The organism is Paenibacillus sp. 79R4 (genome assembly GCF_013393165.1).
Lineage (GTDB): Bacteria > Bacillota > Bacilli > Paenibacillales > Paenibacillaceae > Fontibacillus.
This window is the reverse complement of the sequence record NZ_QJOT01000002.1, coordinates 216,518-233,040: the sequence shown is the minus strand read 5'-3', so window position 1 is coordinate 233,040 and position 16,523 is coordinate 216,518. Positions and strand designations below refer to the sequence as shown.

The window sequence follows — 16,523 nt, the reverse complement described above, 5'->3', positions numbered from 1 at the left end:
GCGGAATTTTTAAGAAGCCACTTTGCTTTGATTATAGGCAACACGCCGTTGTGTTACTTTTACTATATTTGAATAATGCAAGCGATGTCAACACAAAATCCGTCAAATCTCGACTTGATCCTAGAATTGAAACATTTTGTTCAAAATTCGAAGCACATCCTCTGCCGCAGGAACACGTGGATTCGTTTCCGTACACCCGTCTTTCAGCGCTCCTTCAGCGATCGATTCCCTCATCTCTTCAAGCAATGCTTGTTCCACACCGCATTCTCGCAGCGTCTGTGGCATATTCACCTGCTTCTGCAGCTGTTTGATCGCTTGGATAAGACTGCGGACGCCGCTCTTCGCATGGGGGGCCGACAACCCTAAAATCTTGGCAATTTCAGCATAGCGAATCGCCGCTCTGTTGCTGTCCTCTTTGCCGTATCCCGGCTTGTAATCTGCATTAAATTCGATAACATGCGGAAGGAGAACTGCATTCATGCGTCCGTGGGCAATTTTGAATTTGGCTCCTGCTACATGGGCGATCCCGTGATTCAATCCCAGTGAGGCAATATTAAAGGCCATCCCCGCAAGGCAGGAGGCATTATGCATTTTTTCGCGCGCTTCCAGATCATTCCCATCTTTATAAGCTCGTGGCAAATAGGCAAAGACCAGCTTCATTGCTTTCTCCGCCAGCGCATCGGAAATATCATTGGCTTTGATCGATACGTACGCTTCAATCGCATGCGTCAGCACATCCATCCCGGTATCAGCCGTGATAAAATCCGGCACGCTTTGGACAAGCTCAGGATCCAGAATCGCTTCTTGCGGCAGCATATCGTCGGATACAAGCGGATACTTAATGTTTTTCTGTTTGTCGCTGATAACGGAGAATGACGTAACTTCCGACCCGGTTCCACTTGTTGTCGGAATAGCGATGAACGGGATATCACGCCGGCCAAGCAGTTTTTGGGCAAACAATTTCATCGCTTTAGCCGCATCGATAGCTGAACCGCCGCCAATGGCAATGATCAGATCGGTGTTGAACGAGCCAAGCGCCTCGACGCCTTCCGTAACCACTTCGATCGGCGGATCAGGTACGATATTGCTGAAAATATACTGCTCATTGCTGCTGTCCAACCGATCAATCACCCGATCAATCATTCCAGACTTGATCATAAATGGATCCGTGACGATGAACACTCGTTTGTCTCGCCATTCCGATAGACGATCCATTGCGCCTTGCCCCATGTAGAGGTCGGCTTTAATTGAAAGTTTATCCATACAAGCACCTCCAAGAAGTAATTGCAACAAAAAAAGAGGCCATTCAAAGGGATGTTCCCTTCAAAAGCCTCTTTGCTTGTTATCATAAGCGCACGCCATTGTGCAGCTTCTTATCATTTAATTTTCCATTTATACTGTACACCGTTATTCCGATCTGCGTCAACCGCTTCCGGAACTTGTCCTTAGATCAGACACATAAACGGCTATGAACATAAAAAAAGGGATATGCACTCCATTGTGCACGGTTTCTTCAGCCCTGAAGAATTTCCCGGTTGGGTTGAAATACATCATTGTATATGTTCGGCGGCGAACACCCGGCTGTACCGACGACATTGTCGGAGCCTGCTGCAAATTAAAAAAGCCTAGCGAGGCGTGAACATCACTAGACTTGTAAACCAGCCACTTTCGCCTCGAAATGACCGGTCTTGGCAAAGTTCATAGACAAAAGACCTGACTTAAGACCGCGTATTCGGTCTATCACAGTGGCGGGACCGCGTTGGATTTACACCAAACTTCCATTGTCTATAACTTTTTCTATTGTACATGACGTGAATGGCTGCCCATTCGACATCATTATAGCACAAACGACACCATTGGCAATATAAATCTGAACAAATGGACCTGATATCACGGACTGATAATGGCAAATCCGAGAACATATAGTCGGATGAGTTAATCCGAAGTGTAGAATTCATATATTCTGGCCAGCTTCTCCTCTAAATCCGCAAAACGGACGAAACGATCCTCTCTCAGATATGCCTTGCCTTTGACAAATAGGAGCAGCGTGGGAGCTGTGAAGATCGACAAATGCCCGGCGACTTCTTCTACCTGCAGCGCATTGACTTGTCCTAACTTCATTTGCGGAAAATGCTCCAATAATGCTCTCAGCTTGGGGAGAATAGCGTGGCACACGCTGCAATCCGGCTTGGACACGTACAGGAAACTTAACTCATGCTCATTAATAAATGCTTCTACTACAGCATAATTGCTTAAATTCTCTATTTCCTTCATGCTTTTCTATTCTCCTTGCACTCGATATCTTGCTCCTTAGGTTGTCCTGCTTATTATTATAACCCATCCTAATTACAAAGGCCTTCTTATCCCAACCAGGAATTATCCCAACCAGGAAAAGAAGGCTTTTGTAATACGTCGTCAAATTTATTTAGAACTATTGCGAGCTGTATACAGCAAATTTGCGGATGATAGGGTTAGCCACAGATTCCGTAAGCCGCAACCGGATTTTATCTGCATTTACGGGTGTCAAGACATCGATTTTCTTGTGGCCGATTGCGCTGCCATGAACGAGCTCCTTCCATTCTCCATCCGCATGGACTTCAAGAACATATTGGCGCACTCGTTCCCCGTACGCTATATCTTCCATCAGCACCACGTGATCAATCAACGCGGCTTCGACCAACTCCAGTTCCAGCAGTTCACCGCTGCCCCCCGTCTCAGCCAGAGGATGGCTGAATCTACGTCTGATCTCCTCTCCGAGCTCCAGCAGACGCTTCGCATCTATCTCGGGGAGCAGCCCGCGATCGTCCGGAGAGACGTTAAGCAGAAGGGTCGCGCCATGCCCCACTGAACGGTAATAAATATCCATCAATTGCTCTAAGGTCAATAAAGAGCTCTCATCATTCGGATGCCAGAACCAGTGATCCTTGCGGATCGGCACATCGCATTCCGCCGGCACCCAATCCGGAGTCTCCGGCAGCCACTGCAAGGAAGCTTCACTGAACATGCTTCCTTTCGCTGTTTTTGCCGTATTCCAGCACGGGTAAGGGGCCAGTCCATCCTCATTACCAACCCAGCGTATCGTCGGAGCGCCCATATTGAAGATCATCGCCTCTGGCTGGTGCTGCTTGACAAGGCCGATAATCCGCCGCCAGTCATATTCACGGCCTTCGGAGCCAGCGCCATCGAACCAGATTTCCACCAGGGGCCCGTAACCCGTTAGCAATTCCTCTAATTGACGACAATAGAAGTCGTCGTATTTCTGTGGATCTGAATAACATGGCTCATGTCTGTCCCAAGGAGAGACATAGATGCCAAAGCCGACACCTTCCTCACGGCAGGCGTTCGCACATTCTCTTACAACGTCGCCTTGTCCATTTTTCCGCGGGCTGGAAGCGACGGAATAATCGGTTGTCGAGGTTGGCCAGAGGCAGAACCCGTCATGATGCTTCGCCGTCAATACAAAATAGCGAAATCCCGCCTCTTTTGCCGTTCTAACCCACTGCCGTGCATCCAGTTCCGTTGGATTGAACAGAGCAGGTGAATCATTGCCTTCTCCCCATTCTTGATCGCAGAACGTATTCATTCCAAAATGACAAAACAAGCCCAGCTCCTTATCCTGCCAGGCCAGCTGCTCCGGAGTTGGCAGAGCCATAACATAATCCGTTGGCTGCTTCTTCAATTCATTATTCATAGTTATTTACTCCTTTATAAAATTACTGTTTATTAAGTACGATCAGGTAGGTATGTCCAGGCTCCGCAGCAAATGTATATCGATAACCCTGCTCAAAGTGTAAGCTTGCCATCGTTACAGGAACATGCTTAGCATCGTATATGGCGAGCCGCTCTTTACTATACAAAGTACAGTCCCTTGTGCTTGTTGAATAAATCTCTGCGGCTTCCAGTTCCCCGGCCTGCCAGCGGATATTAATGACAAAGCCGCCTCTGGCCCGCAAGCCTGCAACTGACCCGCTTGACCAGGCCGCAGGAAGTGCCGGCAGCAGTCGGATCTCACCGCCATGGGATTGCAGCAGCATCTCTTGAATAGCTGCAGCCCCACCAAAGTTAGCATCGATCTGGAACGGAGGATGATCGCCAAACAGATTCGGGTGCACTGCCTTGACCAACAGCTCGCGCAGGCTGCCATGCGCTTTGTCCCCATCGCCAAGCCTGGCCCAGAAGTTAGCGATCCACGCCTGGCTCCAGCCCGTGTGTCCCCCTCCATGCTGCAGCCGCCGTTCCAGCGTCCTTCTGGCGGCGGCCCCCAGCTCAGGCATTTTATAGGGAACAATCTGTTCCCCCGGATGCAGAGCAAATAAATGAGAAATATGACGATGGCCCGGTTCATGTTCTTCATAGTCGACGGCCCATTCCATAATCTGACCATGACGTCCCACTTTAGGCTTTGGCAGCTTTGCCCGGGCTCCTGTCCATCGCTCAATCCATTCCTCATCCAGCCCCAAAATTTCCGCCGCTTCAATACAAGCAGTAAATACCGCATAAATGATCTGCGAGTCCATAGATGGGCCGGAGCATAGCGCACCTGCCTGTCCCGTCTCGTTCACATAGCTATTCTCTGGTGAGAGCGAGGGGGATGTAACCAAATAGCCATTCTCATCAAAAACCAGAAAATCAAGAAAGAACAGCGACGCTTCCTTCAACACCGGATAAGCCCGTTCACGCAAAAAGGCTTCTGTCAAATTATACCGATAATGCTCCCATAAATGCAGCGCCAGCCAGGCCCCGCCCGTCGGCCAAAAGATCGCGGGCGTCCAGGCGCCAAACAAGCCGCTTTCCGCCCAGATATTCGAGCTGGAGTGAGCTGTGAAGCCCCTTGCCCCATATAAGGTTGCCGCTGTCTTTCGTCCATTAATGACCAGTCGATCGATAAAATCGAATAACGGCTCATGACATTCTGGCAGATTACCTGTCTCGGCGATCCAATAATTCATTTGCAGGTTAATGTTCAGATGATAATCGCTCTCCCACGGCGGAGTGAAGCTATCATTCCAGATCCCTTGCAAATTCGCAGGCAAGCTGCCCGGTCTGGAGCTTGATATGAGCAAATAGCGGCCATATTGGTAGAATAGCGCTTCAAGCTGTGGGTCCTCGCCTCCTTGCCGATAAAACTGCAGCCGTTCAGAAGTGGAACGATAAGTTTCTGCATCATCACGGCTCGTACCTAACGGTTCTACAATCACTTCGGCTTCTCCTGCTGGATCCTCCGAATAAACTTCAAGGCTAACACGCTCAAACAACATACGGTAATCGGCCCTGTGCGAATCAAGTAATGTTCTGTACGTGAATGCCCTTGCTGCTTCCAGCTGACAGAGCGCTTCCTGGCGCGGATTCTCACAGCGGAACGTGGTCTGAGCCGTGAGTAAGAGCGTTACTTCATCAGCGGACCGGATGTCCAGGTAATTACCGATTACCCGGCACTCCCCGCCTGTGGTTTGAGCGCTTAATACCGCTGCGTACTTAACCCCATCAGACCCACAAATTCCCTCCATAATTAAGGTATTCTCATTCTCCCGCAGCAAGTCTCCATCAAAAGGACGCCGACTTAAGCGTGCGGTTAAGCTTACAGCACCTGGCTCTGATGCCGTGATGCGAACGACGATTACCTGATGAACGGCACTGGCAAAGACTTCCCGATGATAGCGGACTCCATCCGCTGCATAATTAATCGAAGCGACCCCTGTACTCAGATCCAATCTCCTGCAGTAATCCTCCGCTTCCGACTTGACGTTAGTGAACTGAAGCAGCAAATCTCCCAGCGGCTGATAAGGACCAAAATATTGCGGAACATTCGTGAAATGAAGAAGCATCTCCTTCTCAGCCTGTTGAACCTCGCCTCTGCGCAACAGATCTCGAATCTCATCCAGCTTCATTTTGCCCTGTGGATGGTCGCATTGCTTGGGTCCCCCGTACCAGACAGAATCTTCATTCAGACCGATCCGCTCGGAGGACACTCCGCCAAATATCATCGCTCCCAGCCTGCCGTTACCGACTGGAAATGACTCCGTCCAGATCCGGGCAGGCTGCTTCTCTATAAGCTCGTTCATCAAATTCGTCATCGTTCTACCCCTATCTACTCCCAAATAATCTGCATATTCCCGTTTAAATAGATAACAAGGGCCGTCTCTCATGTTCAAAAGATCATTGAGACGGCCCTTGCAAGTCAAATGTTAATCATCAAACCTTCACTATCTAACCAAACTCGTATTATTCAACGTAGCCTTTTTCGTTAATGTACTTGGTAGCTTCATCTACCATCCACTTCAGTACATCATCCAATGACTCATTGCTAAGCATAAACTTGCTGAAGCCATCATCGATAACTTTAGTAATTTCCGCATTAGCTTTGGTCATTTTCGCACCAGCGTCAAGGAACTTGATGTCATCGCTGAACAAAGAATATTTCAGGGAATCCATATCATACATGTCTTCATGACCAGCAACCAGCTTGGTCAGCAGCTCTTCGTTGTTCGCTTTCTTGTAGCCGGAGAATTCTTGTCTGCTTGGTGAATCTGCTGTGGTCATGAATCTCATCAGCTTATAAGATTCTTCTTTATGCTTGGAAGTAGCACCCATTACAATTTGCGAACCACTTGTGAAGTATTTGCCTTCATAACCTTTAGGCTCAGCTCCTGCAGGAGGTACTGGTACCGGTGCAAACGCCGTCTTGAAGTTATGTGGATATTGCTCTGTGTTGCCTGGATCAGCAATCGTAAAGTTACCAGTCAGGATCATAGCCGCTTCTTCGTTGAAGAACTCGGTGCGATAGTTCAGCTTCGCTGCGAGAATGTCAGAATAAGGCTTAGCTGTCTTATCTACCGTCTCCATGTCTTTACGCAATTGGAAGAAATATTTATACGATGGGTCAGACAGGATCGTCGTACCGTCATCATATACGAATGGGTCCTTCATCATCGTCTGAGCAGGAGCATTCATGTAGAGCTCCCAAGTATGGAAGTAAGTACCGTAACGTTTATCAACGCCTTCGCCTTTGGTCAGTTTCTTCGCGTATTCACGGAAGTCATCCCAAGTCCAGCCGTATTTAGGAACTTCAAGACCCGCTTCGTCCAAGGCATCCTTGTTCATCATGATGTAGTTGATGCTCTTGGTGTATTGCATGCCATAGTACTTGCCGTCAACCTTGGCATTAACCCAGTATTCATCTTCAGGTTTAACGCCTTCTTTTTCATAGAACTCATTCAAAGGTGCGAACGCTCCGCGGCCTGCCCGTTCAATAGCAGAACCCAAGCTTGCCAATTGTACAACGTCAATCGATTCTCCAGAGGAGATCAGGAAGTCGAGCTTCTTCTCCATCTCTACAGAATCACCAGGTACAAGAACGACATGCTCAACCTTGATATCCGGATTCTGTTCCATGAATTCTTTCAGCATTGCATCAGTTCCGGCTGCTTGTGCATCGTTATCCCAGTTGTAATACTTGATCGTCACCTGTTTGTCGGATTTAGTACTACCGGAATTATTTGCGCCCGATGCTGCATTTCCGTTGCCAGATTTTCCGCATCCGCTTAACATCAAGCTGATGGCAAGAACTGTACCGAGAATGATTGAAAAACTTTTTTTACTCTTGTGTTTCATCTTGTTCCCCCCGCACTGAAGATTTTTTAGTGTAGTGCTTGTACAAGTCCCATTATAGGCGGTTGCCTCAAAGGCCAAGTGCAAAATTTTGATGTTATAGGATTACATTTTTGACTTTTCGACAGCGCTTTCTTTATGGATAAGGCTGATCTCTGATCAGCCTTTAACGCCACCCAGCGCAATCCCGTTAATAACCTGTTTCTGCAGAGCGATGAACACGATCAGCAGTGGAATAATTGCCGATACAGCTGCTGTCATCATAATCGCGTAGTTATTGGTGAAGTCATCACGGAACAGGGTCATTCCGAGTGGAATGGTATATAGATCCTTGTCCAGCAAGAAGATGAGCGGATTCTGATAGTCATTCCAGGTCCAGATGAACTTGATAATCGCTACCGTTGCCAACACCGGCTTACAGAGCGGCACCATAATAGAGGTGAAGATTTTTACATGGCCAGCGCCATCGATTCTTGCTGCTTCAATAAACTCATCACTGACGCCAATCATAAATTGCCGCAACAGGAATGTAAAGTAGATCGAGAACATGCTCATAAATATAATCGCTGCATGTGTGTTATAGAGCCCGAACCAGCGAATCAGCAAGAAGCGCGGAATCAATGTCGCTTGATCAGGAATGATCATGAAGGACAAAAGTCCCAGGAATACAATATTCCGTCCTTTAAAATTGATCTTCGTCAACGCGTAAGCCGACATCGACGAGATAATTAACGTAATAAGAGTGGTAATAATAGCGATCTTGAATGAGTTGAAATAAAATTCATAGAAGGGAACCTTCCCCATCCAGACGGTCTTGAAGTTATACGCTACATTGATCTTCTCGGGAATCCATTGAATCGGAAAGCGCATGACATCTTTCTCATACTTAAATGCTGCCGATACCATCCAGACGAGAGGTATTAGAAATACGACGGACAGAGCACCCATGAAGAGGGTGATTATCGCTTTTGACAAGTTTTTTCGAATTAGCTGCATTTGATACTCCCCCTAGTCTTCATTTCTCATTTTCCAGGTCAGTGCTGTAATGATGCCGATAATGGCGAACAGCAGCCAGGAAATGGTGGAAGCGTAGCCCATGTTATGATATTTGAAGCCTTCCTCGTAAATGCGGTATACCAGCACCATGGAAGAGTTGTTTGGACCCCCTTCGGTCAGATACGCGATGACGTCGAACACTTTGAACGAGCCGATCAGCATCGTAATCAATAGGAAGAAGGTTGTTGGACGCAGCATCGGTACCGTGATGGCGAAAAATTTCTTCAAAGGCCCTGCTCCGTCGATATCCGCGGCTTCATATATTTCATTGGAGATGTTCGTTAGACCCGCCATGTAGATAATAATGGTGTAACCGAGACTCGCCCAAGAACTGATAATAGCGATCGACAATAAGGATGTCTTCGGATCAACCAGCCATTTAGGCGGATTGGAAATGCCGATATCCATCAGGAACTGGTTAATCGGACCCAAAGATGGATGGAACAATGCACTCCATACCGCCGCTACCGCGATAATCGACGATATGTAAGGAATAAAGAATGCTACCTTGAAATAATCCTTGAAGAAAACGCTGTTATGAATGAGCACTGCCAGCACCAAAGCGATTGCGATCGGTATAGGCACGGTCAGTATCATGTAGATAAGATTGTTCTTAACAGCCTGGATAATCGTCGGATCATGGAACATTTTTACATAGTTATCGAACCCGGTAAATTCAATGCCCTTCACCCCGGATAATAGATCCCATTTCGATAGGCTCAAATATAGGGAAAATCCAAGTGCGAATACATTAAGGAACAGCATGCCTACAATTTCAGGCGTTAGGAAAAGCCAACCGATCAATGCTTCCTTGCGCTGCGGAGTCCAAAATTTCTTGCGTGGTTCTCTCTGGATGTCCGGCACGGGTTGTTTGACTGCCTCCACGTTGTATCACCTCAACAATTAATAAGTTATCCTTATAGTAATATATTCGTAGGCAACTAGAAGGAGTGATTATGACCAGGAGTGTGCACGATTTTGACTTCTAGCGAACGCCGAACTTATGGCAATACAAGTCTTTTTAAAATGCAAAAAAGCGCAGCAAATTGTTGAACAATTTACCACGCTTATTCTGCTCCCTATGATTATTTGCGCGCCGTATGCTTGGCTTTATATTCGCTTGGCGTTGTGCCTACGTATTTCTTAAATACTTTGGAGAAATAGGTTCTGTCCGAATACCCCAGGCCGATCGCCATCGATTCCAGGTTTTGATTGGACATCTTCAGCATCTTAGTCGCCAGCTTCATCTTGTACTGATGCACATAATCGGTAAAAGTCAGCCCCGTCATCCGTTTGAAATAACGGGAGAAGTAGCTCGGATTCAAGTATAGATAACGCGCCATGTCGATCGAAGTGATATTATCCGCCAGATGCTGCTCAATATATTGCTGAATGACCTGCAGCTTCGGCTCCTGAGTCGTATTGCTCCCCTGCTTGTCCCTGCTCTCCGTAATCTGGACGAGCTTGCGCTCAATCAGCTCCATGGAATCGCTTAGTGTGCGAGATAAGGCTAAATATTTGAACAGATCCTCTTCAAACTTCAAGTTAGAGAACATCAGTTCAATCCCCCGCAGCATAAAAGAAAGCTCCTTCGCAAAATCACCCGGTTCGATCATCGATTCCCGGGCATTTCTGGCGATCTCCAGCAGAATGCTGTGGATACCGTCCAGATCTTGCTTGATGACCGCCTGCTCCAGCTGCGATACACAGCTATTCAGGAAACCTTGCGGGGCCTGCTGGAAGATCGGGACAGCGCTCTGGGAAAGATCAGCAATCGTGTAATCGGCCGTTTCATAAAATTCCAATTTACCTTGCAATATTTGCTGATAGGCTGGCCCGACGGAATCCAGCTCCATTTTATCTGTTACCGATACAATGCTGGGCTGAATTTTAAGATAGTTTACACACTTGGAACGCAGCTGCTGCAGGAAATTGCTAAAATGCTGTGTCGCATTCTGAGCCAGATTTATGCGGAAATTGTACAAAATCGCGATGTGGTCTTTTTCCAGAATCGGTGTAATTCCTTCAAAGGATTCGGACAGCTCCAGCGCAATATTGTATATCGCGTACAAAATGAGCTGATATTCATTCTGCTTGTATCGTTTATCAAAGCTGGAAAATTGTACATTCACGACACCCAGCATGAACCACGGATAATTCCAGGAGACTCCGATTTGCGAAGCATACGCCATCGTCATCTCGGACGGTGCCCGGTCAATGACCCTCTTCAGTAAATCCTGACGGAATAGCTGGCTGTTGTAATTAGAAGTCTTCCAGCGAACCAGACCGCTTCTGGACTTCAGAATCGTGACGGATTTCTCCAAGCTCTTCTGCAGCTGCTCCGCAGTCAGTTGATCCTTGATCAGATAGTCATCCGCTTTCAGCTTGATTGCCTGCTGGGCATAGTTGAAATCTTCATGACAGGTCAGGAAGATCACCCGCACATCCGGCTTGATCGAGGTAAAGCTGTCGGCCAGCTCAATTCCGTTCTTCTGCGGCAGCCCTATATCTGTAATTACGATATCCGGCTGAACCTCTTCAAACATATGCATGGCCTTCACGCTTGAATAGGTCGTCCCGACAATTTGCAGATTGTTCGCTTCCCAGTCGATCATCTGCTGCAGCACTTTAAGCATGGGAACATCATCATCGATAAGCATGACTCTATACATTATTCATTCCCCCCAGATAGAAAAACATGGTGTATCCCCAGAGGCAAATACAGAGAAACCGAAGTACCTCCCTGCTGGAGGTTGCTGATCGTCATTGCAGCTTCTTCTCCAAAGGTCAATCTCAATCTCTGAACGACATTGATCAATCCGACTCTCTGATAAGAACCGTCCTCTTCGTCATTGAACATGAGTCTGCGGTTAAGCCTTCCTAACGTCTCTTCTTCTATACCGCTTCCATTATCCTCAATCTCAATCCTAATTCCGCCTGCGACTTGCCTCGAGATAACTCGAATCGTTGGCGACGGATGATCCACAAATCCATGCACGATCGCATTCTCGACCAGCGGCTGTAGAATAAGCTTGGGTACGATCAGTTCTTTCGTCTTCGGCTCCAGATCAATCTCAAGCTTCAACGGGATCTCACTGCGTATCTTCATAATGTCTACATAGTGAGCGAGCAGCTTGCATTCTTCCTCCAGAGTCGTCGGTTCGTTCACTTTCAGATAAGCGCGCAGAAGGCTCATAAGGGAATCAATAATTCCGCTATGCAGCTTGTCCTGCTGTAGGATGAGACTGCATTTGATTGAATTCAGCGTATTGATCAGAAAATGAGGGCGAATCTGCATAAACAGCGCTTCCAATTCCATGACCCGCTTCTGCTCCTGCTCCTGCTCGATATCGTGAATCAGCTGCTGCAGTTGATCCAGCATGGTGTTCAGCGTACGGCCCAGTTCGGCGATATCATCCCTGCCTTTAATATCCAGCCGCACATCCAGATTGCCAAGACCAAATTGACGAACAACCCGCTGCAGCTTGTGGATCGGACTATGCAGCCGCTTGGCGATCACCATGGAGGTCATCAGGAAGACAAGGAACAGCAGAATAACGACGATCAATCCTGTGTAGAACGTACGTGAAATTTGACCGGACCATTCTTTCTCCGATGCCTCATAGACAAGCTTCCAGCTTGACTTAGAGATGTCGCGGAACGTTCGTACATTGTGGCCGGATTCCGTATTCTCTTCTAGAGACAATTCCGGATTTCCGGAAATCAATTCGCCCGAAGAATCAAATACAGCGACCTTGCCAAACTCCACAGGACTTAATAACTTGCTAAAATAGGATTCCGCAATCGAGACGAGCAGAACGGATACATACTGCTTCTCCCGACTGTCGTAGATAACCCTGGCAATATAGTAGCTTCTGTTGCCAAGACCACTGTCAGCCATACCAAGCCACTGCAGCTTCTCAGGTTCATTCAGATCCACTCGCTTCATCAACTGGGTCACACTGGCATTCATCCCCGTCAAGTTCTCCGTTCCGGAAGAAATAACAAAATGCTGACGGTTCACAAGATACATGCGAATATTGTTGTTCAGCGGCTTTGTGTTGATTAGATTGAACAAATCCTGAATTTGTGTAAACAGTACATAATCATTGTAATTATTGATTCGCTTCGTATCGGCAAAAGACTTTAAATTGGCTCGTACATTGGCATCGTTTACAATAAAATGGGATGCGAACGTGACATCATCAACTGTCTTGTTCATCTCGTCGGTCATTACATTCAGAAAATTCTCATTGCTGAGCTGAAGCTTCTCGACCATCGAACCGCGAATTAACAGAAATGAGACGGTCGAGACGACAATCAATGGGATGAAGATAAGTACCAGGAATGACAGCTGAATTCGTCTATAGTATGTTAATTTGAACATGCACTCCCGCGCCTCTCTCTGTAGGTAGTTCAATTGAACTCTCATCTCTATTTTATCAGTTCGTCATCCCTTAGGCATTCATTAATTTATAACCGTAATTTGCCTTTTGTCCGTTGAGCCCGCAATAAGCACGATCTCTCCAAAAATCTGTACGCCATCCACTACATAGGAATCGTAATGACCTGTTGGCACCTTATGACTGATCACCAGGATATGCTCAGTTCCTAATTCAGGATGGACAATCCGACATGCCTCAGCCTGGGCATCCTCGACCTGTTCACCAGTATGACGGAATACCGGGATCTTATTCACTTGCGGGGCTGCCAACTCACCAGGACGCAGCGGGTAGAGCAATTGCATCATGGTGGTCAATCCGCTACCACTCCGTGAATAAGTCAGCTGAGGGCTAGACTCCAGCAAATTATACTCACGAGAAATAACGCTCTCGGAGACTTCGGCATGTAATCCTTCACTCTGGATCGGGATGATGAGCAGGTTCGCTTCTCCGTCATTTTGCGTACGACAGATTCGTGAGTTCTCCTCTAATCCGATTGCACCCGACCCGAAATGGAAATGCTGCTTGTACTGATGTTCTCCCTTACTTTGGAAGCGGTCAACGAGCAGCCAGTAATGCGGCTTGATAAAAATAATTCTCCGATTCACGAGCACCGGATCGTCCAAGCGCAAATATCCATCATGGCTGCCTTCTACATAGTCGTAATCAGGACGACTGATCCATTTGCTGCCCAACGGGCTGGCAATGCGATCAAACATCCAGGTGTCAGCAATTTCTGTAAATCCGCTGTCATCCACCGTTGTCGTGTTATGGGCTGCGCTTTCTTTTAATGCCTGCCGGACCGGTGTATGGTCACTGTAATTGTATCTGCCGAGATCCGTTAGAAATTCCTTCCCGTAAGCGTGCAGGTCAATATGCAGCATATCCGCATGTCCGTGTCCGCCGCCTTGTGGCCCGCAGTGGAAGTACATATACAAATCCTGCTCGTTCCAGCCTGAACGCATTACATAATGCCCGGAGTGGATAAAAGCATGAGATCTTTCCGCAGGCTCCACAGAACTCAAGCTCTCATAGTTTCTAATGGCTTCCATTCCCAGCAGCCACGCACTATCATAGTCCATCTGCTGATCAGCGCCGAAACGTAAAGTTCCATCCTTGAATAGCGCCGCCGCGTACGTCAATAAGGAACGAACATCATTATCATCGCTGTCGCCGAACATAGGCTGCCTATGACCGGGATTAGCCCAATACAAGGAAGCCATAGCCATCTCGTGTACTTTGCCGCGGAAATCCTCGTCCAGCTTAATCCCATGCTGCTCGGCTAAATATAGACAATCGAGATAGCAGCACATCACCTCATGATGATAGGTTGGCGATTGCTCCCAATGAATTCCGTCTGCCATCACCTGAATGCGTGCCGTCTCTCCAAGGCGCTCTTCGGCCAGGCTGCGCCACTGCTCGGAACCTTTCAGCTCCGGGAAGGTTAAGGCAATCGGGAACAATCCGTTCGTCTCCAGCACCCCCCAGTTGCTGATTCGCTTCCAGCCTGTAAAGGCCTCCGCCAAATACCGGGCATGCTCGGATAAGGAGATCAGCACTTTCGCCAGCAAGACCGGCGTGAACAGCGGGGAATCCCACACATAACGCAGCGTCTTAATCCAGTTGCTGCCGCGCAGACCTGCTTCAATCGTACGCCAGTTGAGCGTATCGCGGGTAGGCTCGCTCGGCACCGGATTGCGATCGATCCAATCCTCAAGCAGGCGGCATAATGCCGCCGCATATTTATCCTCTCCGGTCATGGCGTAGGCCTGACCGAGAGCGATCCAGTAGCGATGCCGATTCAGCATATATGCCCATTCCGGATCGACATCCGGAATGCAGTTCCAATCCATGGCTCCATCAAACGTAACCGGAACCTGCGTCCGTTCCATATCCCACGGGAATTGGAATAGAAATGTCTGGTTGACGACTTCATCGGCCGTCTTCATCACCATCGCCACTTCATCCGCCCAGTTCTCTTTGACATAATCGGTAATCTGAGCAGTCTCCTCACAGGACCTTCGGTTTCCTGGCAGATGACGCTCCAGATAATAACGATGCAAGGCTTGCAGCGCCTCTTCATAGTGATCCTGCTTAACCGCTGCAGCTACATCCGCTAATTCAGGCTTCTCCAGCTGCAGCAGCGAAAAGACCGAATAAACTTTGTCCTGATGACTGGCTTCCGTACCGTTAACGTTCATACCAATACCCCTTTATTCCTTTTTCCAGACGCATTAAGGCTTCAAGATAGTAGTAATCGCCCCAGATCATATAATCATCCGGCGACAGTCCGCCACGTACATAATAAGAACCGCGCTTCAGCAGTCCTTCCGCTTCCTCCCCTATCGTGGAGTAATTCTCTACCAGGGAGGTCAAGGAATCGGTCAAGGCTTGCTTGAAGTACTCCCGATCCGGATCCTGCTCATCCAGATGCTCCAACAGCTCCTGCAGACCCGCCGCTACGATAGCGGAAGCTGAGCTGTCACGGTAGGTGTCTTTGTCTATCGGCGCATTAAAGTCCCAATAAGCTACATGATCCTCAGGCAAATGGGAGAGGAAATAGCGCGCCATTCTTCTTGAAGTCTCCAGGAATATAGGATCGCCTGTGTAACGATAAGCTAGGGCAAATCCGTATACCCCCCATGCCTGGCCGCGTGTCCAGGTTGAACCGTTTGTATAGCCTTGATGCGTAGCTCCGCCGATCGGTTCGCCCGTGCTAGGATCGAAGAAGAAAGTATGATAGGAGCTATCGTCTCCACGCACAATATAACGTCTCGTCTTCTCAGCCTGCGTAATCGCGACCTCGCGATACTTCGGATCGCCGGTCTGCTGCTCTGCCCAGAACAGCAGCGGCAGGTTCAACAGGCAATCAATGATAATCCTTCCGGCCTCTTTGGGATCGCCCTCGCGTCCCCACGCCTGGATGTAGCCGCCTCCGGCTGGCCGCCAACGCTTCAAGAGGTGATCCGCTGCCTCCAGGGTCAATTGGCGAGCGCTTTCATCCTTTTCAATAATCCATTGCGCCTTCGAGGATAGGGAATACAAAAAGCCGATGTCATGATGATCCAGCACGATCTTCGCATCAAAGCGGCGGCGGAAATCTTTTACCGTCTCGATCGCCTTCTCGCGGAAGGCCTCATCTCCCGTATACTCATAGCACAGCCACAGCATCCCGCTCCAGAATCCGTTCGTCCAATCCTCATTGTCATTCAGCTGATAGACGCCGTCCGTACTAATATGCGGGAATCTCGTTCCGAACCGCTCCATATTTGCCCTAACCTTACTTACCGCATCTTCAATCGCCTTGTTCCACATCGTACTTGCTCCTTTCGAGTCATGTTGTCTTAAGCCTATAATAAGAAGTCCAGTGCCTTCCTAGTAGGGGCTATTTTTGACCTTATGTGAACAATTTTGACT

The 16,523-nt window shown here is 48.1% G+C and carries 11 protein-coding genes and 1 riboswitch; all 11 genes read right to left on the bottom strand.

Going from position 1 to position 16,523, the window contains the following annotated elements:
• Window positions 1-120: 120 nt before the first annotated feature.
• The gene (locus DMN77_RS03030) at window positions 121-1,263 is read right to left on the bottom strand and encodes a 1-propanol dehydrogenase PduQ (protein WP_179013446.1); all 1,143 of its coding nucleotides are present in this window, start codon (window positions 1,261-1,263) and stop codon (window positions 121-123) included.
• Between the two features lie 389 nt (window positions 1,264-1,652).
• Window positions 1,653-1,807, bottom strand: a riboswitch (adenosylcobalamin (AdoCbl) riboswitch).
• Between the two features lie 128 nt (window positions 1,808-1,935).
• The gene (locus DMN77_RS03025; RefSeq protein ID WP_179013445.1) at window positions 1,936-2,274 is read right to left on the bottom strand and encodes a thioredoxin family protein; all 339 of its coding nucleotides are present in this window, start codon (window positions 2,272-2,274) and stop codon (window positions 1,936-1,938) included.
• A gap of 157 nt (window positions 2,275-2,431) precedes the next feature.
• Window positions 2,432-3,691, bottom strand: a complete 1,260-nt coding sequence (locus DMN77_RS03020) for an alpha-L-fucosidase (RefSeq protein ID WP_179013443.1) — start codon at window positions 3,689-3,691, stop codon at window positions 2,432-2,434.
• 22 nt (window positions 3,692-3,713) lie between these two features.
• Window positions 3,714-6,074: a glycoside hydrolase family 95 protein gene (locus DMN77_RS03015; protein ID WP_179013442.1), complete on the bottom strand. Its 2,361-nt coding sequence runs from the start codon at window positions 6,072-6,074 to the stop codon at window positions 3,714-3,716.
• Window positions 6,075-6,222: 148 nt separating this feature from the next.
• Window positions 6,223-7,611 (bottom strand): ABC transporter substrate-binding protein, encoded by a 1,389-nt coding sequence (locus DMN77_RS03010; protein WP_068780882.1) that lies wholly within the window; start codon window positions 7,609-7,611, stop codon window positions 6,223-6,225.
• Window positions 7,612-7,767: 156 nt separating this feature from the next.
• The gene (locus DMN77_RS03005; RefSeq protein ID WP_068780881.1) at window positions 7,768-8,604 is read right to left on the bottom strand and encodes a carbohydrate ABC transporter permease; all 837 of its coding nucleotides are present in this window, start codon (window positions 8,602-8,604) and stop codon (window positions 7,768-7,770) included.
• 12 nt (window positions 8,605-8,616) lie between these two features.
• Complete coding sequence (locus DMN77_RS03000; protein ID WP_068780880.1) at window positions 8,617-9,549, bottom strand: carbohydrate ABC transporter permease; 933 nt, start codon at window positions 9,547-9,549, stop codon at window positions 8,617-8,619.
• A gap of 200 nt (window positions 9,550-9,749) precedes the next feature.
• A complete protein-coding gene (locus tag DMN77_RS02995) occupies window positions 9,750-11,336 on the bottom strand; it encodes a response regulator transcription factor (RefSeq protein WP_068780879.1) in 1,587 nt (528 codons plus the stop codon).
• Window positions 11,336-13,051: a cache domain-containing sensor histidine kinase gene (locus DMN77_RS02990; protein ID WP_068780878.1), complete on the bottom strand. Its 1,716-nt coding sequence runs from the start codon at window positions 13,049-13,051 to the stop codon at window positions 11,336-11,338. Before DMN77_RS02990 ends, DMN77_RS02995 begins: the two co-directional genes overlap by 1 nt.
• 81 nt (window positions 13,052-13,132) lie before the next feature.
• The gene (locus tag DMN77_RS02985) at window positions 13,133-15,307 is read right to left on the bottom strand and encodes an alginate lyase family protein (protein WP_179013440.1); all 2,175 of its coding nucleotides are present in this window, start codon (window positions 15,305-15,307) and stop codon (window positions 13,133-13,135) included.
• Window positions 15,297-16,421, bottom strand: a complete 1,125-nt coding sequence (locus DMN77_RS02980; protein ID WP_068780876.1) for a glycoside hydrolase family 88 protein — start codon at window positions 16,419-16,421, stop codon at window positions 15,297-15,299. The genes DMN77_RS02985 and DMN77_RS02980 overlap by 11 nt, the downstream gene beginning before the upstream one ends.
• Window positions 16,422-16,523: the final 102 nt, after the last annotated feature.

What these genes read in the sequence shown, in the direction of transcription:
- DMN77_RS02980 (WP_068780876.1), bottom strand. Translation starts at nt 16,421, where the DNA reads ATGTGGAACAAGGCGATTGAAGATGCGGTAAGTAAGGTTAGGGCAAAT.
- DMN77_RS02985 (WP_179013440.1), bottom strand. Translation starts at nt 15,307, where the DNA reads ATGAACGTTAACGGTACGGAAGCCAGTCATCAGGACAAAGTTTATTCG.
- DMN77_RS03020 (WP_179013443.1), bottom strand. Translation starts at nt 3,691, where the DNA reads ATGAATAATGAATTGAAGAAGCAGCCAACGGATTATGTTATGGCTCTG.
- DMN77_RS03015 (WP_179013442.1), bottom strand. Translation starts at nt 6,074, where the DNA reads ATGACGAATTTGATGAACGAGCTTATAGAGAAGCAGCCTGCCCGGATC.
- DMN77_RS03025 (WP_179013445.1), bottom strand. Translation starts at nt 2,274, where the DNA reads ATGAAGGAAATAGAGAATTTAAGCAATTATGCTGTAGTAGAAGCATTT.
- DMN77_RS02995 (WP_068780879.1), bottom strand. Translation starts at nt 11,336, where the DNA reads ATGTATAGAGTCATGCTTATCGATGATGATGTTCCCATGCTTAAAGTG.
- DMN77_RS02990 (WP_068780878.1), bottom strand. Translation starts at nt 13,051, where the DNA reads ATGTTCAAATTAACATACTATAGACGAATTCAGCTGTCATTCCTGGTA.
- DMN77_RS03005 (WP_068780881.1), bottom strand. Translation starts at nt 8,604, where the DNA reads ATGCAGCTAATTCGAAAAAACTTGTCAAAAGCGATAATCACCCTCTTC.
- DMN77_RS03030 (WP_179013446.1), bottom strand. Translation starts at nt 1,263, where the DNA reads ATGGATAAACTTTCAATTAAAGCCGACCTCTACATGGGGCAAGGCGCA.
- DMN77_RS03010 (WP_068780882.1), bottom strand. Translation starts at nt 7,611, where the DNA reads ATGAAACACAAGAGTAAAAAAAGTTTTTCAATCATTCTCGGTACAGTT.